Below are 21,206 nucleotides of genomic sequence, written 5' to 3' on the forward strand. Positions count from 1 at the left end.
GTCGTTTCACACGGCCGGTGTCCAAAAAATATCCATGGATTCCGGCCTGCCATCGGAAATTCCGGCTCCCTGCAATAGAGTCACTGAACAAGCGTCAATCGATGGCGTTTCGCGGGGATTAAAGCGGAGGTCCGGTCATGCGTATTCCGGCGCACTCGGTATGCACGGCGATCCGTGACGACATCGTCGCGGGTGTCTACGAGCGAGGCGGCCGGCTCACCGAGGAACTGCTCGCGCGCCGGTACGGCGTCTCGCGCGTCCCCGTGCGCGAGGCCCTGCGGACGCTGGAGGCCGAGGGCTTCGTCGTCACCCGTCGGCACGCGGGCGCGTGCGTCGCGGAGCCCACCGAGCAGGAGGCCTCCGATCTGCTGGAGATGCGCATGCTCCTTGAGCCGCTGGGGGCCGCGCGGGCCGCGCAGCGCCGTACCGAGGCCCACCTCAAGGTGCTCCGAGGCCTGGTCAGGCTGGGCCAGGAGCGGGCCAGAAGGGGCCACAGCGAGGATCTGCGCTCGCTGGGCGGCTGGTTCCACGAGACCCTCGCGCAGGCCTCCGGAAGCCCCGCGCTGACCTCCACGCTCGCCCAGCTGCGGCACAAGATCGCGTGGATGTATGCGGTGGAGGCGTCGGCCAACCTCGCGGAGTCCTGGGCGGAACACGGCGGCATCGTGGACGCCGTGGCGCGCGGCGACAGCGAGCGGGCCCGGGCGATCACGGCCCTGCACACCGAGCGCGCCGCGGCCGCGCACCGGCTCCGTTTTCCCACCGGTGGAGATCGTCCGGACCGTGTGAGGACTTCGCAACCTCCCGTAAACATGACGGGCCCGCGGCATTAACACGGGCGCCGTATACAAAGAGGGATATTCGCCAGCGGCCTATTTCTACTGCCCCTTTTCGCGTGCCGGGAATTCCGGTGCGTGTTATTTCCGTGGGCGTGACGCGGGGTGCGCGGTGACATGCGCAGAATTTCTGGGCGGCGTACGGAAAACGGCTGAGCCGCGCCGCCCGGGAAGGGGCGACGCGGCTCAGCCGCGTGGTGTCCGGAATGCTTCAGACGGTCTCGGGGAGCTCCTCGAGACCCTCGGCGACCAGCTTCGCCAGACGGTCGAGGGCGGCGTCCGAACCCTCGGCGTCGGAGGCGAGAACGATCTCCTCGCCGCCCTGGGCGCCCAGGCCGAGGACGGCGAGCATGGAGGCCGCGTTGACGGGGTTGCCGTCGGCCTTGGCGATCGTCACGGGGATACCGGAGGCCGTCGCGGCCCGGACGAAGATGGAAGCGGGGCGGGCGTGAAGGCCCTCGGCCCAGCCGACGTTGACGCGGCGCTCAGCCATGTGATGCTGCCCTTCAGGTTTTCAGGGTTGTCTAGACCAGTGTCCCATATCGTGAAGCGTCTCCGGAGCGGTCCTTCGTCCCGTCCGGAGTGTTGTCGGATCGCGGCCTCGATCCGACTTTCGTTCCCCACAGACTGCCTCGCGCCGTTGTCGGACGCGAGCCGTACTCTGGGGCCCATGCAGACCTCGTCGGACCGGCACGAGTACCCCGCTCACTGGGAGGCGGACGTGGTGCTGCGTGACGGTGGTACCGCACGCATCAGGCCCATCACCATTGATGACGCCGACCGCCTGGTCAGCTTCTACGAGCAGGTCTCGGCCGAGTCGAAGTACTACCGCTTCTTCGCGCCGTACCCACGACTGTCCGCCAAGGATGTCCACCGCTTCACGCACCACGACTTTGTGGACCGGGTGGGTCTCGCGGCCACGGTGGGCGGCGAGTTCATCGCCACCGTACGCTATGACCGCATTAATGCCGACGGCCTGCCCGCCTCCGCTCCCGCCGACGAGGCCGAGGTCGCCTTCCTCGTGCAGGACGCGCACCAGGGCCGCGGTGTCGCCTCCGCCCTCCTGGAACACATCGCGGCCGTGGCCCGCGAGCGCGGCATCCGTCGCTTCGCCGCCGAGGTGCTGCCCGCCAACACCAAGATGATCAAGGTGTTCACGGATGCCGGCTACCAGCAGAAGCGACACTTCGAGGACGGCGTCGTACGCCTGGAGTTCGACCTCGAACCCACCGACCGGTCGCTCGCCGTGCAGCGCGCGCGGGAGCAGCGCGCCGAGGCCCGGTCCGTGCAGCGGCTGCTGGCACCCGGCTCCGTCGTCGTCATCGGCGCGGGCCGCACGCCCGGCGGTGTCGGCCGCAGCGTCCTCACCAACCTCCGCGACGCCGGATTCACCGGCCGTCTGTACGCGGTGAACAAGGCGCTCCACGAGAAGGAGCTCGACGGAGTCCCCGCGCACCGCTGCGTCCGCGACATCGACGAGCCCGTCGATCTCGCCGTCGTCGCGGTGCCCGCGCCGCTCGTCCCCGAGGTCGTCGCCGAGTGCGGTGAGCACGGGGTGCAGGGGCTCGTGGTGGTGTCCGCCGGGTATGCCGAGAGCGGCCCAGAAGGGCGCGAGCGCCAGAGCGAACTCGTGCGCCAGGCGCGTACGTACGGCATGCGCATCATCGGCCCCAACGCCTTCGGGGTCATCAACACGTCCCCCGAGGTCCGCCTCAACGCCTCGCTCGCCCCGCAGATGCCGCGCCCCGGGCGGATAGGCCTGTTCGCCCAGTCCGGCGCGATCGGGATCGCCCTGCTGTCCCGGCTGCACCGGCGCGGCGGGGGTGTCACCGGCGTGACCGGCGTGTCGACCTTCGTCTCCTCGGGGAACCGGGCGGACGTGTCCGGCAACGACGTGCTCCAGTACTGGTACGACGACCCCGACACCGATGTCGCCCTGATGTACCTCGAATCCATCGGCAACCCGCGCAAGTTCACGCGCCTCGCACGCCGGACAGCGGCGGCGAAGCCGCTGGTCGTGGTCCAGGGGGCGCGGCACGGCGGAGCGGCTCCCCAGGGACATGCCGTACGGGCCACGCGGTTGCCGCACGCCACGGTGTCCGCGCTGCTGCGGCAGGCGGGGGTGATCCGGGTCGACACGATCACCGAGCTCGTCGATGCGGGGCTTCTGCTGGCACGCCAGCCGCTTCCTCCCGGGCCCCGGGTGGCGATCCTCGGGAACTCCGAGTCGCTCGGGCTGCTCACCTACGACGCGTGTCTGGCCGAAGGGCTTCGGCCGCTTCCTCCGTTGGATCTGACCACGGGGGCCTCGGCGGAGGACTTTCACGGGGCGCTTGTGCGGGCCTTGACCGACGACAAGTGCGATGCCGTCGTCGTGACCGCCATACCGGCGGTGGGGGAGACGTCGGCTCAAGACGCGGCCTTGGCCGAGGCCCTTCGCTCGGCGGCGGCGTCGGTTCCGGCGAAGCCGGTGCTGGTGGTGCACGTCGAGCTCGGTGGGCTCGCCGAGGCGTTGTCTGCCGCGGCCAGTACTGCACCACAGATCGGTTCGACGGCACCCGGCGCTGCCCGTCCGCCGTTCTCGGCCGCGCACGAGCGGCGGGACCCCCATCGCCCTGCAGAACGGTTGCCCACCGCGGGAGCGGCACGCCCGGCCGTCGCGGGAGCCGCACAACCGCCTCTCGCGGAGGCCACCCGGCGGCCCGTCCCCGAAGATCCCCCCACGGCCTCCCGCCTCATCCCGGCCTACCCCGCCGCCGAGCGTGCCGTCCGTGCGCTCGCACAGGCCGTGAAGTACGCCCAATGGCGGCGTGACGCCGCCGAGCCGGGCAAGGTGCCCGAGTACGAGGACATCGACGAGAAGGGGGCCGCCGAGCAGATCGACGGGCTGCTCGCGCGGGGCGAGGGGCTGACGCTCGGCGCGGAGGAGACCTGCGGACTGCTCGGGCGGTACGGCATCGACGTACGCCGTGCCCTGCCCGCGCCCACGCCGGACCATGCCGTGGCGGCCGCGCGCGCCCTCGGCTACCCCGTGGCCCTCAAGACCACCGCCCCGCACCTACGGCACCGCGCCGACCTGGGCGGCGTACGACTCGATCTGGCGGACGAGGAGCAACTGCGTCGGGCGTACGCGGAGTTGACGGAGCTGTTCGGGAAGCCGGAGGAGCTGCGGCCGGTCGTCCAGGCGATGGCCCCGCGCGGGGTCGACACCGTCGTACGGGCGGTGATCGATCCGGCGGCCGGGGCGGTGCTCTCGTTCGGGCTCGCCGGCGCCGCCTCGGAGCTGCTCGGGGACACGGCGCACCGGCTGATTCCGGTCACCGACCGGGACGCGACCTCCCTGGTCCGATCGATCCGGACAGCGCCGCTTCTGTTCGGCTGGCGGGGCTCCGCGCCGGTGGACACGGCGGCCCTCGAAGAGCTGATGCTGCGCGTGTCCCGGCTGGTCCACGATCACCCGGAGGTCGTCGCGGTCTCCCTGGAGCCCGTCGTCGTCGCCCCGCGCGGTCTGAGCGTGCTGGGCGCCACCGTGCGGCTGGCCCGGGCCCCCGTCCGCGACGATCTCGGCCCGCGGACTCTCCCCGTGGTCTGAGCCGCCGCTGATCCCTGCGTTCTGATCAGCATGCCCGGATCAGCATGTCCGGCTCAGCGCGTCCTGATCAGCACGCCCTGATCCCTACGCGTATCTGTGCCGTCCACGACAGACACACGCGAGCGGTGCCTCGCAGTCAGTGGGCCCCCGTAGGATGGGCTTCATGGCCAAGACCAGTACGACGACCCAGGGGCTGCGAGCGGCGATCGAGCGCAGCGGCTACTACCCGGCCCTCGTGGCCGAGGCGGTGGAGGCCGCGATCGGCGGCGAGGCCATCCGGTCGTACCTGGTCCACCAGGAGACGACGTTCGACGCGAACGAGGTGCGGCGGCACGTCACCGTCCTCGTCCTCACCGGCAACCGCTTCATCGTGAGCCACACCGACGAGCAGAACGCGGACACGACGTCGCCGACGCCGTACGCCACGACGTCCACCGAGTCGGTCAAGCTCGGCCGGATCTCGTCGGTCGTCGTCAGCCGAGTCGTCGCCAACCCCGAGTCGTACGCGCCGGGCACGCTGCCCCGCGAGGTCGTCCTGACCATCGGCTGGGGCGCGGTCTCCCGCATCGACCTGGAGCCCGCCGCCTGCGGCGACCCCAACTGCGAGGCGGACCACGGCTACACCGGCAACTCGACTGCGGACGACCTGAGCCTGCGCGTCAGCGAGGCCGGGGACGGCCCGGAGACCGTGCGCCAGGCCCTCGCCTTCGCGCAGTCTCTCTCCGAGGCGACCGCGGACATCACGCGCTGATGGCACTGCCCGCCTGGGACCACCCGGAACCTCTCGCCGTCGACTCCGCGCCCGTCCCCGAGTACGGCACCGGCTCGCTGGCCGACTTGCTGCCCACGCTCGCCGCGGGCATGGCCGTGCCCGGCATGATCGCCGCGATACCAGAGCTGACCGAGGCCGACCGGAACTGCGTCTTCCTGATCGACGGTCTCGGCTGGGAGCAGCTGAAGGCGCATCCCGACGAGGCGCCCTTCATGACGTCACTCCTGGCGTCCTCCCGCGGAGGCACCGGACGGCCGATCACCGCCGGCTACCCGGCGACCACCGCGACCTCCCTCGCCTCCGTCGGCACCGGCCTGCCGCCCGGAGCGCACGGCCTGCCCGGCTACACCGCGCGCAATCCGGGGACCGGCGAGCTGATGAACCAGCTCCGCTGGAACCCGTGGACGGAACCGCGCGCCTGGCAGCCCTACCCCACAGTCTTCCAGCTGGCCGACGCGGCGGGCGTGCACACCGCGCAGGTCTCGTCCCCCACTTTCCAGAACACACCGCTCACCAAGATCGCACTGAGTGGCGGAACGTTCCACGGGCGGCTCTCCGGCGAGGAGCGCATGGACCTCGCCGCCGAGCAACTGGCCGTCGGGGACCGCTCGTTGGTCTACACGTACTACGCGGAGGTGGACGGCAAGGGCCACCGCTTCGGCGTCGATTCGGACCCCTGGCGCGGCCAGCTCATGTACGTCGATCGCTTGGTCCAGCGCCTCGCGGAGCAGCTGCCGCCACGCAGCGCCCTGTACGTCACCGCCGACCACGGCATGATCGACATCCCCTTCGACGAGCAGCACCGCATCGACTTCGACGAGGACTGGGAGCTGCGCGCCGGTGTCGCCCTGCTCGGCGGCGAGGGCCGTGCCCGGCATGTCTACGCGGTGCCGGGCGCGGAGGCGGATGTGCTGACCTGCTGGCGCGAGGTGCTCGGCGAGCAGTTCTGGGTGGCCTCGCGGGACGAGGCGATCGCGGCGGGCTGGTTCGGCCCGCACGTCGACGAGCGGGTGTACGCCCGGATCGGCGACGTGGTCGCGGCGGCTCGCGACGATGTCCTGATCATCGCGACCGAGCGGGAGCCGAAGGAGTCGGCGATGGTCGGCAACCACGGTTCGATGACCCCCGTCGAGCAGCTCGTGCCCCTGTTGCAAGTACGCTCCTGAAGCCACCCCCCTCCCGAATCCTCTGTTGCCGAAAGGTGCTCAACTCCCCATGCCCGAGCTGGTGTTCTTCTCCGGAACGATGGACTGCGGGAAGTCGACTGACTTGCTTGGGTATTCGCCATCGATTGATGGTGCCGTGGACGGTGTTGTCCCGCGTGGTTCCGGCATTGTCCGTGTTGGATGTGTCTGGTCTCGCCCGTCCCGAAAGGCCCCGGCCCGCTGATGTCCGAATTGGTGTTTTTCTCGGGAACGATGGACTGCGGGAAGAGTACTTTGGCGCTACAAATTGGCCACAACCGGTCGGCCAGGGGGCTCCAGGGTGTGATCTTCACGCGCGACGACCGCGCGGGGGAGGGGAAGCTGTCGTCGCGGCTGGGGTTGGTGACCGAGGCGGTGGAGGCGGGCCCGGGCCGGGATCTGTACGGCTATGTGGTGGAGCAGCTGTCGCGGGGCGGCAAGGTCGACTACGTGATCGTGGACGAGGCGCAGTTCCTTGCGCCGGAGCAGATCGACCAGCTGGCCCGCATCGTCGATGATCTGGATCTGGACGTCTTCGCGTTCGGTATCACCACCGACTTCCGTACCCGGCTCTTCCCCGGCTCCCAGCGGCTGATTGAGCTGGCCGACCGGCTGGAGACGTTGCAGGTCGAGGCGATGTGCTGGTGCGGTGCCCGGGCGACGCACAACGCGCGGACGGTGGGCGGGGAGATGGTGGTCGAGGGCGAGCAGGTCGTGGTCGGAGACGTGAACCGGCCGACGGAGGACGTGGGGTACGAGGTGCTGTGCCGACGCCACCACCGCAGGCGGATGACGAGTGCCGCGGCTCGGGCAGTGGCGCTGTCCCCCGACGTGCTGCCGGTCGCCTCGGCCTGACGTCCGCTTCGGTGAGGGCGCGGGTAGCAAGGGGCTTCCCAGTGGTGCGATGGAGTGCTTTGAGGCCCGATGCGGCAGAGGCGAATGGTGTGGCTGCTTGAAGGGCTCGAACCGTAAAGGCGCGGACCGTGATGGATGCTTCCTGGTCGCAGGTTCGAGTCTGCGGGTGCCGAAAAAACATCCGCCCAGGTGGCGGACTTGATTGCTGATCTTGACTCGTGCCCGTCGCCCTCCCGGCTATCCACTCATGTAGAGGGCAGGGGCGGCATGATGATCTGTCATGCTGCTGCGCCTGGCGTACGTTGTGAACGATCACGTAATTCGGCTCTGGCGCTGATCTTGTGGCGGAGTCGGTGTCAGTGGTGGCTGTGATCATGGCTCTGAGGGGCCACGAAGTTTCCGGACAGGGACCCAATAGGGTTGTCCTGAACAGGAAATGAGGAAGCAGTGGCGCCACCCAGCAAGTACTCACCGGAGTTCCGCGAGGAAGCCGTCCAGATCGCGTTGAGGTCGAGCAAGACGATCTCCGAAGTCGCCCGGGAGCTTGAGCTGAACCCGGAGACGCTACGCGGCTGGGTCAAGAAGCACCAGAAGCAGCAGGAACCGGCCCCCGACTCGGAACTGACAGTGAACGAGCGGGCGCGCCTGAAGGAACTCGAACGACGCAACCGCGAGCTGGAGATGGAAGTTACCTTCCTGAAAAAAGCCGCAGCGTACTTCGCGAAGGATCCCCGGTAGCAAGCAAGTACGAGTTCATCGACGAGATGCGGCTCGACACCGAGGAGTACGCATACAGCGTCGAGTTCATGTGCGGCCGACTCGGCGTATCCAGATCCGGCTACTACGACTGGCGAGCCCGCCCGGAAACCGCGACCGGCCAACGGCGCGACGAACTGAAGCTGCTCATCGAGAAAGCCTTCGATATGTCCGACAGCACCTACGGACATCGGCGCATCCAGGCCCAGCTGCACCGCTGGGGCGTCACCGCCGGCCTGGAACTGGTCCGCCGGCTCATGCGCGAGCTGGGCCTTGAGCCCTGCCAGCCGCGGCCGAAGAGGTTCAGCCTCACCCGGGCCGCGGCCGGTCAGGTGCCGGACCTCGTCGGCCGCAACTTCACCGCTGACGCGCCCGGCGAAAAGCTCGTCGGCGACATTACCTACATCGCGACTGGGGAAGGCTGGCTGTACCTCGCAACGGTCATCGACTGCTGCACGAAGGAAGTCATCGGTTACGCGATGGACGACCACTACCAAACCCCACTGATATCCAGGGCGATCCGCAACGCGGCACGGAACAGGAACCTCTCGGCCGGCGCAATATTTCACTCCGACCGCGGAAGTAACTACATGTCAGCCGAGTTCGGGAAGACGCTCGACCGGTTCGGGCTCCGCAGATCTTCCGGCCGCACCGGGATCTGTTTCGACAACGCCATGGCCGAATCATTCTTCGGCGCACTGAAGAACGAGCGTGTATCAAGGGTGACTTACCTGACCCGCGAGGCCGCCCGGCAGGACATCACTCGCTACATCGAATTCTGGTACAATCGCAAGCGCCTCCACTCGTCGGTGGGTTACCGCCCTCCACGCGAAGTCCACGCCGAGTACGAGAAGTTGCGAATCGCCGCGTGAAATAGACGGTCAGATACCTGTCCGGAAAACGCGAGGCCCCTCACTTCACCGGCCCGTCCGTACACAGCAGGGCGTCCGTCAGCTCGAACAGCGCATCCGCGCGGCCGGTCAAGGAGTCGTAGAAGTCCGCCCGGAAGCATGACAGTTGCCCGATGGCGTCCTGCGGGACACTCACACACGACAGACTCATCCCCACGGCCTTCCTGCTGAGCGGTGTATCTGTGACGGAGCACAGCATCAGCGGAAGGCCGTTCCCACGTGCCCTGATCTGGGCAAACCCCACTCACGTGTGAAACACATTCGAGGCCAGACGATAAACGACAAGCTCAGAAGCTGTGTCACATCTCCTTTCCGCAGGTCACGGAGTGACGAGGTTCGATGGCTCCTCCTGCTACGCGTTTCGGCTCGATGGACGGGCAGCCGAGAAGACAGAGCCCGCCCGCTGACCATGTACCCCGCCAGTCACGTTCGAGGCCAAACAGCCCATCGTGGGTTCCGCACGGCGTTTGTCCGGGCCCGGGTGGTGACAGGATCTGCACGGAGCAGACGTTGATGTGGGACAGGGGTACCCGTGGAAAGACAGGACGAGACTGGTGCGGCGGGGCGTTCGGTGGCGTACTACCGCCGGGCCGCCGACGCGTATGCCGCGACCTGGGATGACCGGGGGCGAATGCACTGGGGGTACTTCGACGAGGCATCCGGGCCGGGCCCAGACGGGCTGGCGCGGGCGATTGACGCGTGGGACGCGCTGGCGTGCCGTCTGGCCGGGATTACGCAGGACTCGACGGTGCTTGATCTGGGGTGCGGCACGGGAGCCACGGCCGCGTGGCTGGCCCGCACCACCGGCTGCGCGGTCGTGGGCGCCGACCTCCACCTTCACCTCGACAGCCGACCACGCACCGGGAGCCACGTGCGGCTCGTGCAAGCCGATGCGATGCGGCTGCCGTTCCAGCACGGCGCCTTCACGCACGTGTGGTCCCAGGCCATGCTCTGCCACGTCGAGGACCGTGCCGCTGCGCTGGACCAGATCCGCTGGGCGCTTCGCCCCGGCGGGCTGCTCGTACTCGACGACATCATTACCCCCGCCGGGGAGGTCAGCGACCTCGGCCGTCGCTTCTACTACGACCGGGTCGCCGGCATGCGGCCCCAACCCGACCGCCGCGCCTACCTCGCCCACCTACGCTCCGCCGGCTTCACCATCGAGCGGACCATGGACCTCACCGCGCACATGCGCACCAGCTACGAGCGGGCGACCGACCACGTCCGCGGCCACTCTCCGGAGACGGCCGCGATCTACCAGGGCGTCATCCGCGCCATCGACGCCGGGGACGTGGGCTGGGCCTTCTTCCTGTGCCGACGCCCCTGAAGACGCGCTGCCCTGCACGGCTCCCGTCACGGCACCGGTACCACAGCCCCGTGGCGGACACATGAATACCCACAGGCCAGGGACTATCCCGTTGTTTTTCCGCGAGTACTATCGGGACGCCCAGTAGCGGCCGGTGTGGTAGTCGACGACGGCGGAGTCGGTCCGGCAGGCGGAGCCGGGCGGGGCGCCGCAGCGCGGGTACGGTTCGCGGTCGACGAGCTCGGCGCGGGCGATCTCGTCCAGTTCGCCGTTCAGCTGTTCCCCTCCATCCCGGGCCGCCGAGCAGCCAGGCGTCGGCCGACTGGGGGGCGGCGGCCGGGGCGAGGGACCGCCCGCACATGGCAGTGGGGGTCCCCAACCGCGTCACGTGCCGGACCTAGCACCTACTTCGCAAGCGCCAGCTCACCCTGCACGGGGTCAGCCTCGATCGCATCCGCGCCGACCGAGTACTGGGCGAGGACCTCGCCACCGAGGCATCCCTGAGCTCACCCTGACCGTGTTCTTCGACTTCTCCCCGGCCACCGCCGTGAAGTACGCAGAGCTCGCCCGCCGACTCCTCCACGACCCGGAAGAACAGGGCTCACCCAAATGGTGCACGTGAGGGAGGCTCTCCACGTGGGCACATATCTGAAGAAGAGGCCGCCCCTGGCGTGGTCAACGGGCATGAGGAGGCTGAACGATGGCAGGCTCCGGCAGCGGCGCGAGCCACCACAGGTGTGTGGAGGGCGACAACCTACGAGCCCTTGCCTGGCGGACGTACGGAGATGCTGGCCTGTGGCCAGCGATCGCCCAGGCGAACGACATCACTGACCCCGACAACATCAACCCGGGCACGAAGCTGCTGCTCCTGCCTGAAGAAGAACTCGAAAACGACGAGAAGCAGCACGCCCGCGGGCTGCCAGCCAAGGTCTCCGCAGCCCGCCCACCCGCCGTGGCTTCCTGCACCGCGCGTGCCTTCGGCACAGCTCTGCGGTGACGGCCTCCAACCAGCTAACGGACACGCGCAAGATCCGAGTCTCATCTACGGAGCCCACATGAGCGTCCCCCTGATCTTGCTGATGGCGATCCCGCCAGCTGCTGCCGCCATCGTGCTGCTCGCATTTGCTGCGAATCCACGCCTTGGAGACGCCTACAGGCTCCGCTTGCTCGCCAAAGGCGACGACCCGGCTGACGCCCCGACGATCCGGATCCCCAACCGGGACATCCATGGGCATCTCCTGGAAAAGCTCTTCGCCCACAAGTCCGCAAGCCAACGCGGACATACCCACGCGCGGCGAACCTTCCTCTACTACAACAGGCCAGCGAACGAACACCAGGAGTGCATCGACACCGACCACCCCCACTACGCGGAGCTGGCCAAGGCGACGCTGCGCACCCTCTCCGTTCCGCGCGAGGAGATCGTCGCCACGGCCCGGAGGTGCACCCACCAGGTCCTGGAGGACGTCTGGCGCGCCGGCACCACAAGCCGCGTGCTGCGGCTCACGGACCTCACCGTCCCTATCGCCTCCCGTCTCATGTTCGAGCTGGTCTTCGGGGCTGCGCCATCGCAGGAACAGATCGCGCTGATCGGTCGTTCCGCCAGCGATACCACGAAGAGCTTCAAGGGAATTCGGCACGCAAAAAACATTTCCACCAAGTTGGAGCTCCTCGGCCTTTTGCAGGCCAAGGTGACCGAGTACGGCGGGTGTCCCGGCATCTTCGGCCACGAGAGCGCGCTCGACACGAACTCCAGGGCGAAACACCTGCAGGGTGTGTTCTTCAGCAAGGGCGTTAACCAGCTCTCCGAATTCGCCTGCCATGCCGTGCTCGCGGCATCCCGGCATCCACACGTCGTCGAGCGTGTCATCGAGCGCGACGCCCGCTACCTCGACCACGTCCTCTCGGAAACACTGCGGCTCTACCCCCAGCACGCCACGATCCAGCGACTCGTGGTAGACGACGTCCCCTTGAGCCCGACGGTGACGATCCCGCGCGGGACTCAGCTCCTGGTGGACATCAGCCGGCACCAGCGAATGGGCCACACGGAACCAGACGCGTTCATCCCGGAGAGATGGGAACACCACAGCCGCGCCGACAGCGGATTCGTGGTCTTCGGCAAAGGGCAACGGAAGTGTCCTGCCGAGCGGTTCTCTCGGACAGCGGGAGCTGTGATCGTGCAAGAACTGCTGAGCTCTTTCGCAGTACACGCACCCATCCGCCACACCCGGGCGCTGGAGGGAGGCGGCCTCTGCTGCCTGGTGCCCGTCGGCTCGGCCGGAACTCCCAGGACTGGGTTCAAGAAGATGCTCGTGTGGACACGCGACCACGCGGAGCGCCTTGCCTTCGGCGCGGCACAGTTGATCTGCTTCTCCCTGGCAGCCCGAGCAGTGCGGCGCCTGCCACGCGGCACCGACAGCAACAACTTCCCCAACCGCACATGATCTCGCCGGCGAGATAGGTGACGGCTGCGGCGGTATGCCATAGAGCGTGTGCAGGGCGGGCAGGTCGTCGGCGAGGACGCGCTCCATCCAGTCGGGCAGTTGGTCGCCCCGCAGGTTGCGCATCATGGTGGCGAAGTCGCGGACGTGGTGGGTGACGGCGTCGAGTTCGGGGCAGCTGGTCCGAACCCCCTTGAGGTCGGCGGCATCATCGGCTGTCAGGTTTCCGGGGTCGGTCATGATCCAGCGGACGATACGGCGGGGCCGTGGAGCCGGGCGGTGCACGGGTGGCGCGGCGGTGGTGGCCTTGAACGGGCGGAGGTAGCGGCGGACGGTCTGGATGCTTCCGGAGAAGCCCAAGGCGACGATCTCCTGGTGGAGCTGGACAGTGCTGTGACGGATCTGGCCAGGTTGGTCCATTGTCTGCCATTTGCCTGAAACTTGGTTACGAAGTCGCTGTCTTGCGGTTACACCAGAAAGGCGCTGTGGCGGGCCGCGTTGCCGCCCGTGCGGTGTGACGGCTGGGTACGGCGGGAGGGTGCTCGTGGTTGCTTACGGCCTGCCCCGTCACCGCTGCCTGTCTTCGCCGTAGCCGGTTCCGAATGGACGTGCAGGGAGAAGGAGCGACGGTGATCAAAAAGGTTCTAATGTGCCCGCCGACCTACTTCGACATCGAGTACTCCATCAACCCGTACATGAACGTCGACAACAAGGTGGACAAGGTCGCAGCCCGCAAACAATGGGATCACGTCTACGCGACCCTGAAGCAGATGGGCATCGAGATCGAGGTGATGGACGCGGTGCCGGGATGGCCGGACATGACGTTCATCGGTGACGCCGGAATGCTGCACGGCGGGAAGTTCCTGGCGACGAACTTTCGGCACGCGGAGCGCCAGGGCGAGGTGGAGCACTACATCCGCTGGATGACGCGGCACGAGCTCCCGGTGTTCACGGTCCCGGACGCGGTCTACTTCGAGGGCCTGGGTGACATTGTCTATTACGGCAGCGACATCCTGTTCGGGCACGGCCAGCGCTCCTCGGCTGAGGCGATCCGCTACGTCCGGGCGGTCTTCCCCGACCTCGTCCTGCGCGGCGAGCTTGAGCTTAAGGACGTGGGGATGTACCACCTCGGGCTCGCCATCTCCTACATCGACGAGGACACGCTGCTCTACTACCCCGGGGCGTTCACTGACGAGAGCCTCGCCTTCTTGCGCGATACTTTCGAGCGGCGTATCGAGTGCAGTGAGCAGGACGCCACCTCGTACTTCGTGTGCAACAACATTCCCGTGGGCCGACATGTCCTGATGGACAACTGCACCCCCGAGCTGGAGCGCGAGCTGGACCGGTGGGGCTATCAGGTCGTCAGAACCGATATGAGCGAGTTCAAGAAGTCGGGCGGCAGCGTCCGCTGCCTGATCCTGGCCATCGGCTGACGACCTGACGGGAAGTCTCGGATGTATGCCCTCGGCGTCAACCACGCCTACCACGAGTCCGCCGCGTGCCTGGTGCACGATGGCCGCATCCTGGCCGCGGCCGAAGAAGAACGGTTCACTCGCGTCAAGCACGGCAAAGCCGCACGCGTCGACAACCCCCACGAACTCCCCGTCAACGCCATCGACTACTGCATGGAGGAGGCAGGCATCACGCTCGCCGACGTGGACCACATCGGATCCTCGATCCTCCCCGCCAAACGGTTGCGCAACAGCCTCTTCACCGATCGTGTCGCCGCCGGCGATTGGGGCGGCCCAGGCGGCGAGACCACCTTCTACGACCATCTCCAGACCGTCCCCGCACGTCTGCGTGAAATGGGCTTCCAAGGGCAGTTCCACTGGCTCAGCCATCACCTGTGCCATGCAGCCTCCGCCTACTACCCCGCCCCCTTCGACCGCGCGGCCGTACTCGCGGTCGACGGCATCGGGGAAACCGCCTCCACGATGGTCGCCCTCGGAGAGAGCACCCGGCTGTCCCCGAGCGTGGAGATCTCCTACCCGGCGTCGATCGGATTCCTCTGGGAGAAGATCGCCAAGTATCTCGGCTTCAGCGAGTACGACGCCTGCAAGGTCATGGGACTGGCCGCCTACGGCGACCCCGCACCCTACCGGGACCACTACCGGCACATCCTCAAACTCCTGCCCGACGGCCAGTTCTCCCTGGACAACGACGTACTGCGCTTCCGCATGGACGACTACTCCGGGCTCACCGACCTGTTCGGCCTGGGCCCACGCCCGCCACACGGCGGGATGAGCAGCGACTACGCCGACATCACCGCCGCCCTGCAAGCGGCAACCGACGACGTGATGCTGCACCTCGCACGCCACGCCGCCCGCAGCCTGGGCACCCGGAACCTGTGCATGGCCGGCGGCGTCGCCCTCAACTGCGTGGCCAACGGGCGCATCGCCGCCACCGGATGGTTCGACAACCTCTACATCCAGCCCGCCGCTCACGACGCCGGCACCGCCCTCGGCGCCGCCCTGCTGATCTGGCACCACGTCCTCGGCGGCCCAGAACGCGACGAGATGCGCCACGCCCACTACGGTCCCCACTTCACGGAAGCCGACATTGAAGCCGCGCTCCAGGAACACGGAGCCGTCTACAAACGGGTCGACGACATCGCCGGGGAAGTAGCCCGCCTGCTCGCTGACCAGAAGATCGTCGGCTGGTTCCAGGGCCGCATGGAATTCGGCCCGCGCGCCCTCGGCAACCGCAGCCTCCTCGCCGACCCCCGACATCCCGCGATGCGCGAGCGGCTCAACCGCGTCGTGAAAAACCGCGAGGACTTCCGTCCCTTCGCCCCCAGCGTCCTGGCCGAACACGCCCGCCAATGGTTCGACATCCCCACCCCGAGCCGCGCATCCGACTTCATGCTGATCGGCTACCGGGCCCTACAACCGGAGAAGATCGCCGCGGTCGTCCACATCGACGGCACCAGTCGCATCCAGACCGTCCACGCAGACCTCAACCCCCGCTTCCACCAGCTCATCTCCCACTTCCACCGCATCACCGGAATCCCCCTTGTGCTCAACACCTCTTTCAACGACCGCGAACCCATCGTCTGCACCCCCGCCGACGCCATTACCACCTTGCACCGCGCCAACATCGACTACCTCGCCATCGGAGACTTCCTCGTCGAACCACCACCCACCGGCCCCGGACACTCAGCAGCGATGTCAACTCGCTGACCGACGGCTCCCATCTTCGGGTTCTTCACCTGCTGGTCCGCCGCGGGGGTCTTCAATCTGATCCGCGACCAGCTCCGGCGCCGGATCCGCCGCGCGATGGGCACATCCCCGCACCCGGTGGCGGCGGTGATCGATTCGCAGTCCGTCAAGGTCGCCTCCACCGTCCCGCGCTCCACGTCGGGATACGACGCGGGCAAAAAGACGCCGGGCCGGAAGAGACACATAATCGTGGATCTGAAAGGGCTCCCGCTGTTCGTGATGGTCACCTATGCCGACATCCACGACAGCGTCGCCGCCCTCGAAGCCCTCTTCCGGCTGCGGCTGATGCACCCCGAAATCACCATCGTCTGGGCCGACTTGGCCCACGCGGGCACGCTCGTCGACTGGGCCAGGTCCTTTCCTCCACCTGACGATCAAGACCGTGAGCAGGCCCAAGGGCGCCAAAGGGTTCGTGATCCTGCCGAGGCGGTGGGTGGTAGAGAGGTCACTGGCGTGGCTGTCACACGCACGCCGCAATGTCCGGGACTACGAAACGCGCCCCGAGCACTCCGAAGCGATGCTTACCCTGGCCTCGATCACGCTCATGGCCCGCCGTCTCACCCGGCCTGCGGCCCAGCCGAACGCCGCCATGCCGCGCCCGCAATCTGCTCTTCAAGCAGCCTGATGACGAACGGTGCTGATCCCCGTTCAGTGCCTGTTTCTGACTGTCCCCTCTCATTCGATCTTGTCAGTGGCTGGCCCTGTGAGCTGGGCGGATGCAAGGACATGTGAGACGGGTCCGAGTCGGAGTCTCAGTTGATATTGCCCTCCAACTGCATTTCCGCGAGGTTGTCTCACTTGGTGTTGCCGGTGAGTTGTTTTTGACGCCATGCAACTTGCCGACATCGGTGTGAGCAGTAGCGGGCCCCTTGGCGCCGGTCGTTTCCGGCGGTCCAAGTAACCCCGCAGACTGGGCACTTCATCGGCTCCGCGGCCCGCTGGCCCGATCAATCTGTTGGAGCCGCCAATTACGCGACCTGCATGAGCTTGAGCAGAATCGCGCGGTCGGGTAGGTGGCCTCGAACCGGTCGCCGCAGTTGACGCAACGTCGCCGGTCGCCTCGGGCAAGGAGGGAGTCGACCCGACGAGTGAGATCATCCAGCGTCTCCGGTTCATGCGTCCGAGGCTCGGCGGCGAGGTTGCGCGATGCGATAAGCCGGTTCGTCAGCTCCACCGTGGCCAGATACCACCAGAAGATCCAGTCGAGGAACGCCTCGTCATAGTCGCCGCTCAAGGTCCGTCACAGGGCAGGTAGCGGGTTCTGTGGGGCGTAAGGACCACAGAAGCGCTGGTTTCCCCGTTCCATACGTGGCCGGGGCCGTTGTAGCGGGTGGTGATGTAGGACCATTCCAGGTTGCCGGTGATCATCCACTTCAGTGCTTCCACATACTGCCGGACGCCAGCGTTCGCGTTGTCGCTGGCCGATCCGCAGAGGAAGTGCTCGGACAGTGCGGCGAATTCCTCCTCGGTTCTCCTGACCGTGCCCGCGACTCGGTCGACTGCTGCCTGCAAATCGCCGTCGTTTTCTGCCAGGAGGAGGCTGATCTCGTTCATGGTGTCGCCGCTGTAGGACTCCTTGCGGTAGGAGAAGATGTCGTTGACCCCGATCCAGTGGCGGGCTACGAGGACGTTGAGCCGCTCCAGTTCGGGGTGGGTCTCCAGCTCGCCGGACAAATCGAGGCCCAGGCCGTATTCGAGGAGCGGGAAGCAGCACTCTCCGATCGACCTGCCGCGGGACTCCTCGTAGGTGGGCAGGTCGATGGCCGCACGGGTTTCCTGCCAGTAGCGCTCAGTGCGGCACGCGTCGAGGAAACCTTCCAGCGTGTGGGCAAAGCGATCCCACAGGGGTACGGGCATGGAGGGCCGGGTCCGCCGGCGCAGGCAGGCGAACGTGCGGATGTAGGCGGTGTCCGCTGTGACGGGTCGCCCGTCGATGACGGCTTGCAGGTGGCGCAGGCCCAGTTGCTCCGCTTTGGCCGCAGAGGCGTGGACAAAGAGGTCATCGAGGTTGAAGAGAACGTCGATCCAGTTGCAGATGGTCTGGATCCGCTCCGTGCCGGCGGTGGGATAGGTCAGGAGGTTCCACAAGGTGGTGCGCTGACCAAGGAAGTGCTCCAGTCCTGACGGATCGTCACGATAGGCGTCGCGTAGGTGGTGCCGCAGCCACGTTCCGCAGCGCGCCTCCAAGTGCTCTAGGTCGGGACGACGACGGGCAGGGCCGAACCGGGGGAAGCTAGGGAGCCTGAAGTGGGGATATCGGCTGAGCTGCGCATTACAGGTGATCACCCCGTTGCCGACAAGCAGGCGGGCCGTTTCCATGAACGGGCCGCCCTTGTCGAAACGCCCGGTTGGCAGCCGTAGGGACGCGGTGCACCAACGGCACTGGGACGACTCTCCGCGGTGGGTGCGACATCCGAGGCCCAGGGTGCCATCAATCTCGGCCAGCACCTCCCGATGTCGATCCTGGCGGCCGGGGTCGAGACCACCGCCGGTCCGGTCAACGGGGCGGCCTCCCGCGGCAAGTTGGTCAGCGAGGTAGGCCCAGCGTGCCGCGGTCGCCCCGAGCCTCATGCCCGACCACATCGCCATTGAGGAGGACGCCCCCGCCCCGGCAAACGCGAGAAGTGCTCCTGACCTGCAACGGTAGGGCTGATCCAGGGGGCCTGCACGGCCGCGGGGGCGAGGTACCAGCCGCAGCACCGCGCCGTCCGGCACCCCGGCCGACTCCAGCGTGCTGTCCTGATCCAGCGCCGAACCGTCCACGGTGACCAGATGCCGCAACTCCGGCCGCGCCGACGCGCGATCGTCGAGCAGCCGCATCACTTCCGGCAGCAGAAGCCCGATCGGCTCCCGCGACGGCAGAACGAGATCGACCCGCCGCCGCTCACCGACCAAGGTGACCCGGCTCAACGCCGTACGCCCACCCCTTGTCGTACGACTCATGGCCCCCGCAGATATCACGCGTTCGAACCTATCATCGGGCCGAAGAGGTCACGGAAGACGAAGACGACGGCTGCACCGGCGCCCCATACGGGCTCTTCCCGATGACTCGATGGGAAACGAACGACCAGCCCACACACCCCGCGCACAGCACCGCCGCGATCACAATCCCGGCGAACACTTTCCCCAACCGCTCATCCACCGACCGCCGCTGCCGCTGCGCCCCGAACAGCACGGCATCACGCAGCCGTCGGCGCCGAACCGACACCGACTCCAGCAACTGGCTGTCGTAATCCTGCGCCGCCACGGGTTACCTACCATTCACAATAAATTGCCTGGTTGCCATGCCGCACACTTGCCAGGCCCGTCATGTGTTCTCTCTGGTGACCTCTTGAATGAACGCGGCTGCTTCCGCTTCAGTGATTTCCACGCGGTCGACTTCGTTGCTCTCTCTGACAGCCTCGGCTGAGACGCCCGGTTTGTCGGGTTAGCCTGGATGGGCGAGACAGGAGATCCCTTCAGCATGGCCATCACCACCCCGATACCCGCCGCCGGTGGCGATCCGGTGCCGAAGCCGAAGCGGCGGACGTTTTCCGCGGAGTACAAGCTCCGGATCGTTGCCGAGTACGACGCCGCCCCGGCCGGGTAGAAGCGTGTGATCCTGCGGCGTGAGCGGCTGTACCACTCGCACGTCATCGAGTGGCGCCAGGCCCGGGAGGCCGGCGCGGTGGATGCCCTGGTCGACCGGCGGACCTCGACGGTGCGGCCGAAGAAGGCGGCTGAGCAGGCCGAGCTGGAGCGGCTGCGCAAGAAGGTCGCACGGCTGGAGAAGGACCTGGCCCGCTAGGACACGGCCCTGGAAGTCATGGGAAAAGCCAACGCGCGCACGGCGAACGCGATCATGGGCACGATCGGGGAGTTCCTGACGTGGTCATCGCTTCAGGGCTGGGTGCCGCCGACGGTGGTGAGCCAGCTCATGCAGCCGAAGTTCCTGCACTACACCGCGCCAGGGTTCGATCCGGGCGAGGATGGCCAGCACCGCACGATTCAGGAGAGGCGGATCGAGTACCGCGTCGCGGTGCCGGGTTACGAGTGGCTGTCCGACGGTGTTATGTGGTCTGTCAAGCTGTCCCAGTTCGGAAGGGTCTCAAGGCCCGACTGCTGCCTGGCCGCATGCCGGCGCCGTGGACCACAGGCAGCAACGCGCAGAGTGTCAGGGGCGGGTGGCGATGATGGCTTCGGTGCGTACGACTTCGTCGAATCGATGATTGTGTCCGGACCGGCTACCTGCTCCAGCCGAGCGCCGGGCCCCCTCGCCCGCCCGGGCTTGCGCCCGCTGGACTTGCGCAGCGACTTCGGCGCGGGCTTCTTGCGCATCCCGTCGCTGGACGGCGGCTTGGAGAGGTTGTGCGAGTTGGCGGCCAGTTGCCGCTCCAACTCCGCGATCCGCTCCGCCTGAGCAGAGATCACCAGCTTGAACTCGGCGATTAGCGCAGCCAGCTCCTCGTGCGAAGGCTGCGGCGGCTGAGCAGAAGTCACAAGATCAACCCACCCTACCGCTGGAACCTTCTGACACTGCATCACCCGCAACGCGTTACCGGTCCTGGGCGTACTCGATGAACGTTTCGGCCCAGCGTCCTGTTCGCGCCCAGGCGGCGGATTCCCTGATTTCCTGCGCAGTTATCTCGCTCGCGATGGAGTGACCGTAGTGCATGCCATCGCCGTCGCCCATGTCGAGCATTCTCATGCAGCATCCGAGCGCCTTGATCTTATCGACGTTGCCGCCCCGACCGTGATAACACATGGTCATCAGGTTCTTGGTTGCACGATGCGACGCCTTCCCTTCGGGAACTACCCGTTCGAGGATTTCCCTCATTCCGATATAGTCCCCGATTCCCGCTTTGAGATCGGCAAGCTGATTGGCCGCCGCGGCCACCCCGGCCGTGGACGCCTCCTCCAGTAGCCTGAGTCCTTTCTCCTCGGATTCTGGAACTCCATCGCCCCGCAGATACATACCCGCTAGGTTGAATTTAGCTGCCGCGTCGCCGGCATCGGCTGCAGATTGATATAGCTTTGCCGCTTCCTCAAGGTTCTTTTCGACTCCAACTCCTACTGACAGCATGTAACCGAGAGCTCGCTGAGCAGACGAGCTACCGACCTGCGCAGCGCGACTGAGGTACTGGTACGCCATTTCGTAGTCCTTCTGGAACTCCAGAGCGTAGGCTCCCACTATGTCTTGAAAATCCGGGTCGCCAGAGTCTGCCAGTTGGCGCACATCAGGGAGCATGACATTCAGTCGTTCGAAAGCTTGAGGCTTTCCGGAGGCTCCCTCTTTAATGATCGTGCGAGCCTTTTCGAGGAGTTCGTCTCTATCGGCTTGCTTCACCTGCTGCTCCAT

At 67.0% G+C, this 21,206-nt stretch carries 20 protein-coding genes and 1 pseudogene; 15 read left to right on the forward strand and 6 right to left on the reverse strand.

The window, feature by feature from the left end:
- Positions 1-137 precede the first annotated feature (137 nt).
- Positions 138-833, forward strand: a complete 696-nt coding sequence (locus tag OG390_RS38075) for a GntR family transcriptional regulator (RefSeq protein ID WP_406174278.1) — start codon at positions 138-140, stop codon at positions 831-833.
- 214 nt (positions 834-1,047) lie between these two features.
- On the opposite strand, the gene OG390_RS38080 is transcribed toward OG390_RS38075, so the two are convergent.
- Positions 1,048-1,329, reverse strand: coding sequence for an HPr family phosphocarrier protein (locus OG390_RS38080; protein ID WP_406174279.1), 282 nt, complete (start codon positions 1,327-1,329; stop codon positions 1,048-1,050).
- Positions 1,330-1,506: 177 nt separating this feature from the next.
- On the opposite strand from OG390_RS38080, the gene OG390_RS38085 reads away from it, so the two are divergent.
- The 5 genes from OG390_RS38085 to OG390_RS38105 all read left to right on the forward strand — a co-directional run bounded on the left by OG390_RS38085 (position 1,507) and on the right by OG390_RS38105 (position 8,867).
- The gene (locus tag OG390_RS38085) at positions 1,507-4,428 is read left to right on the forward strand and encodes a GNAT family N-acetyltransferase (RefSeq protein ID WP_406174281.1); all 2,922 of its coding nucleotides are present in this window, start codon (positions 1,507-1,509) and stop codon (positions 4,426-4,428) included.
- A 163-nt stretch (positions 4,429-4,591) separates the two neighbouring features.
- Positions 4,592-5,179, forward strand: a complete 588-nt coding sequence (locus OG390_RS38090) for a DUF5998 family protein (protein WP_399084274.1) — start codon at positions 4,592-4,594, stop codon at positions 5,177-5,179.
- Positions 5,179-6,366, forward strand: a complete 1,188-nt coding sequence (locus tag OG390_RS38095; RefSeq protein WP_406174283.1) for an alkaline phosphatase family protein — start codon at positions 5,179-5,181, stop codon at positions 6,364-6,366. Before OG390_RS38090 ends, OG390_RS38095 begins: the two co-directional genes overlap by 1 nt.
- A gap of 222 nt (positions 6,367-6,588) precedes the next feature.
- Complete coding sequence (locus OG390_RS38100; RefSeq protein WP_406174285.1) at positions 6,589-7,239, forward strand: thymidine kinase; 651 nt, start codon at positions 6,589-6,591, stop codon at positions 7,237-7,239.
- 447 nt (positions 7,240-7,686) lie between these two features.
- A protein-coding gene (locus OG390_RS38105) for an IS3 family transposase (protein ID WP_406164501.1) occupies positions 7,687-8,867 on the forward strand; the annotation gives its coding sequence in 2 pieces (ribosomal slippage) (positions 7,687-7,951 and positions 7,951-8,867; 1,182 coding nt in all).
- A 40-nt stretch (positions 8,868-8,907) separates the two neighbouring features.
- Here the strand turns inward: OG390_RS38105 and OG390_RS38110 are convergent.
- Complete coding sequence (locus tag OG390_RS38110; protein WP_406174287.1) at positions 8,908-9,042, reverse strand: hypothetical protein; 135 nt, start codon at positions 9,040-9,042, stop codon at positions 8,908-8,910.
- Positions 9,043-9,438: 396 nt separating this feature from the next.
- Between OG390_RS38110 and OG390_RS38115 the strand changes: the two genes are divergently transcribed.
- The 7 genes and pseudogenes from OG390_RS38115 to OG390_RS38145 all read left to right on the forward strand — a co-directional run.
- On the forward strand, positions 9,439-10,233 hold the full coding sequence (locus tag OG390_RS38115) for a class I SAM-dependent methyltransferase (protein WP_406174289.1): 795 nt from the start codon (positions 9,439-9,441) through the stop codon (positions 10,231-10,233).
- A gap of 679 nt (positions 10,234-10,912) precedes the next feature.
- Positions 10,913-11,209, forward strand: a complete 297-nt coding sequence (locus tag OG390_RS38120; protein ID WP_406174290.1) for a LysM peptidoglycan-binding domain-containing protein — start codon at positions 10,913-10,915, stop codon at positions 11,207-11,209.
- A 58-nt stretch (positions 11,210-11,267) separates the two neighbouring features.
- On the forward strand, positions 11,268-12,653 hold the full coding sequence (locus OG390_RS38125) for a cytochrome P450 (protein WP_406174292.1): 1,386 nt from the start codon (positions 11,268-11,270) through the stop codon (positions 12,651-12,653).
- Between the two features lie 48 nt (positions 12,654-12,701).
- A complete protein-coding gene (locus OG390_RS38130) occupies positions 12,702-13,088 on the forward strand; it encodes a hypothetical protein (protein WP_406174294.1) in 387 nt (128 codons plus the stop codon).
- A gap of 191 nt (positions 13,089-13,279) precedes the next feature.
- Positions 13,280-14,083: a dimethylarginine dimethylaminohydrolase family protein gene (locus OG390_RS38135; protein ID WP_406174296.1), complete on the forward strand. Its 804-nt coding sequence runs from the start codon at positions 13,280-13,282 to the stop codon at positions 14,081-14,083.
- A 21-nt stretch (positions 14,084-14,104) separates the two neighbouring features.
- A complete protein-coding gene (locus tag OG390_RS38140) occupies positions 14,105-15,829 on the forward strand; it encodes a carbamoyltransferase (RefSeq protein ID WP_406174298.1) in 1,725 nt (574 codons plus the stop codon).
- Positions 15,830-16,433, forward strand: a pseudogene (locus OG390_RS38145) (transposase); the annotation flags it as partial.
- A 665-nt stretch (positions 16,434-17,098) separates the two neighbouring features.
- On the opposite strand, the gene OG390_RS38150 reads toward OG390_RS38145, so the two are convergent.
- Positions 17,099-18,811 carry an EsaB/YukD family protein gene (locus tag OG390_RS38150; protein ID WP_406174300.1) on the reverse strand — a complete coding sequence of 571 codons (1,713 nt, stop codon included), beginning with the start codon at positions 18,809-18,811 and terminating at the stop codon, positions 17,099-17,101.
- Positions 18,812-18,842: 31 nt separating this feature from the next.
- Entirely contained in the window at positions 18,843-19,115 is a 273-nt protein-coding gene (locus OG390_RS38155) for a hypothetical protein (RefSeq protein WP_406174302.1), read from the reverse strand.
- Between the two features lie 216 nt (positions 19,116-19,331).
- Between OG390_RS38155 and OG390_RS38160 the strand changes: the two genes are divergently transcribed.
- Complete coding sequence (locus tag OG390_RS38160) at positions 19,332-19,457, forward strand: hypothetical protein (RefSeq protein ID WP_406174303.1); 126 nt, start codon at positions 19,332-19,334, stop codon at positions 19,455-19,457.
- A gap of 6 nt (positions 19,458-19,463) precedes the next feature.
- Complete coding sequence (locus tag OG390_RS38165; protein ID WP_406174305.1) at positions 19,464-19,655, forward strand: hypothetical protein; 192 nt, start codon at positions 19,464-19,466, stop codon at positions 19,653-19,655.
- Positions 19,656-19,894: 239 nt separating this feature from the next.
- On the opposite strand, the gene OG390_RS38170 is transcribed toward OG390_RS38165, so the two are convergent.
- Together OG390_RS38170 and OG390_RS38175 are read right to left on the reverse strand one after the other, a co-directional pair.
- On the reverse strand, positions 19,895-20,389 hold the full coding sequence (locus OG390_RS38170; protein ID WP_406178100.1) for a DUF6444 domain-containing protein: 495 nt from the start codon (positions 20,387-20,389) through the stop codon (positions 19,895-19,897).
- 13 nt (positions 20,390-20,402) lie between these two features.
- Positions 20,403-21,206, reverse strand: a complete 804-nt coding sequence (locus tag OG390_RS38175) for a tetratricopeptide repeat protein (RefSeq protein ID WP_406174307.1) — start codon at positions 21,204-21,206, stop codon at positions 20,403-20,405.

The sequence above is a fragment of the Streptomyces sp. NBC_00996 genome, from assembly GCF_045162675.1.
Taxonomy (GTDB): Bacteria; Actinomycetota; Actinomycetes; order Streptomycetales; family Streptomycetaceae; genus Streptomyces.

Excerpts from the sequence above, each read along its gene's own strand:
- OG390_RS38175 (WP_406174307.1), bottom strand. The coding sequence starts at position 21,206 with ATGGAGCAGCAGGTGAAGCAAGCCGATAGAGACGAACTCCTCGAAAAG.
- OG390_RS38080 (WP_406174279.1), bottom strand. The coding sequence starts at position 1,329 with ATGGCTGAGCGCCGCGTCAACGTCGGCTGGGCCGAGGGCCTTCACGCC.
- OG390_RS38125 (WP_406174292.1), top strand. The coding sequence starts at position 11,268 with ATGAGCGTCCCCCTGATCTTGCTGATGGCGATCCCGCCAGCTGCTGCC.
- OG390_RS38160 (WP_406174303.1), top strand. The coding sequence starts at position 19,332 with ATGGCCATCACCACCCCGATACCCGCCGCCGGTGGCGATCCGGTGCCG.
- OG390_RS38120 (WP_406174290.1), top strand. The coding sequence starts at position 10,913 with ATGGCAGGCTCCGGCAGCGGCGCGAGCCACCACAGGTGTGTGGAGGGC.
- OG390_RS38150 (WP_406174300.1), bottom strand. The coding sequence starts at position 18,811 with ATGAGTCGTACGACAAGGGGTGGGCGTACGGCGTTGAGCCGGGTCACC.
- OG390_RS38085 (WP_406174281.1), top strand. The coding sequence starts at position 1,507 with ATGCAGACCTCGTCGGACCGGCACGAGTACCCCGCTCACTGGGAGGCG.
- OG390_RS38095 (WP_406174283.1), top strand. The coding sequence starts at position 5,179 with ATGGCACTGCCCGCCTGGGACCACCCGGAACCTCTCGCCGTCGACTCC.
- OG390_RS38140 (WP_406174298.1), top strand. The coding sequence starts at position 14,105 with ATGTATGCCCTCGGCGTCAACCACGCCTACCACGAGTCCGCCGCGTGC.
- OG390_RS38170 (WP_406178100.1), bottom strand. The coding sequence starts at position 20,389 with ATGCAGTGTCAGAAGGTTCCAGCGGTAGGGTGGGTTGATCTTGTGACT.
- OG390_RS38075 (WP_406174278.1), top strand. The coding sequence starts at position 138 with ATGCGTATTCCGGCGCACTCGGTATGCACGGCGATCCGTGACGACATC.
- OG390_RS38090 (WP_399084274.1), top strand. The coding sequence starts at position 4,592 with ATGGCCAAGACCAGTACGACGACCCAGGGGCTGCGAGCGGCGATCGAG.
- OG390_RS38100 (WP_406174285.1), top strand. The coding sequence starts at position 6,589 with ATGTCCGAATTGGTGTTTTTCTCGGGAACGATGGACTGCGGGAAGAGT.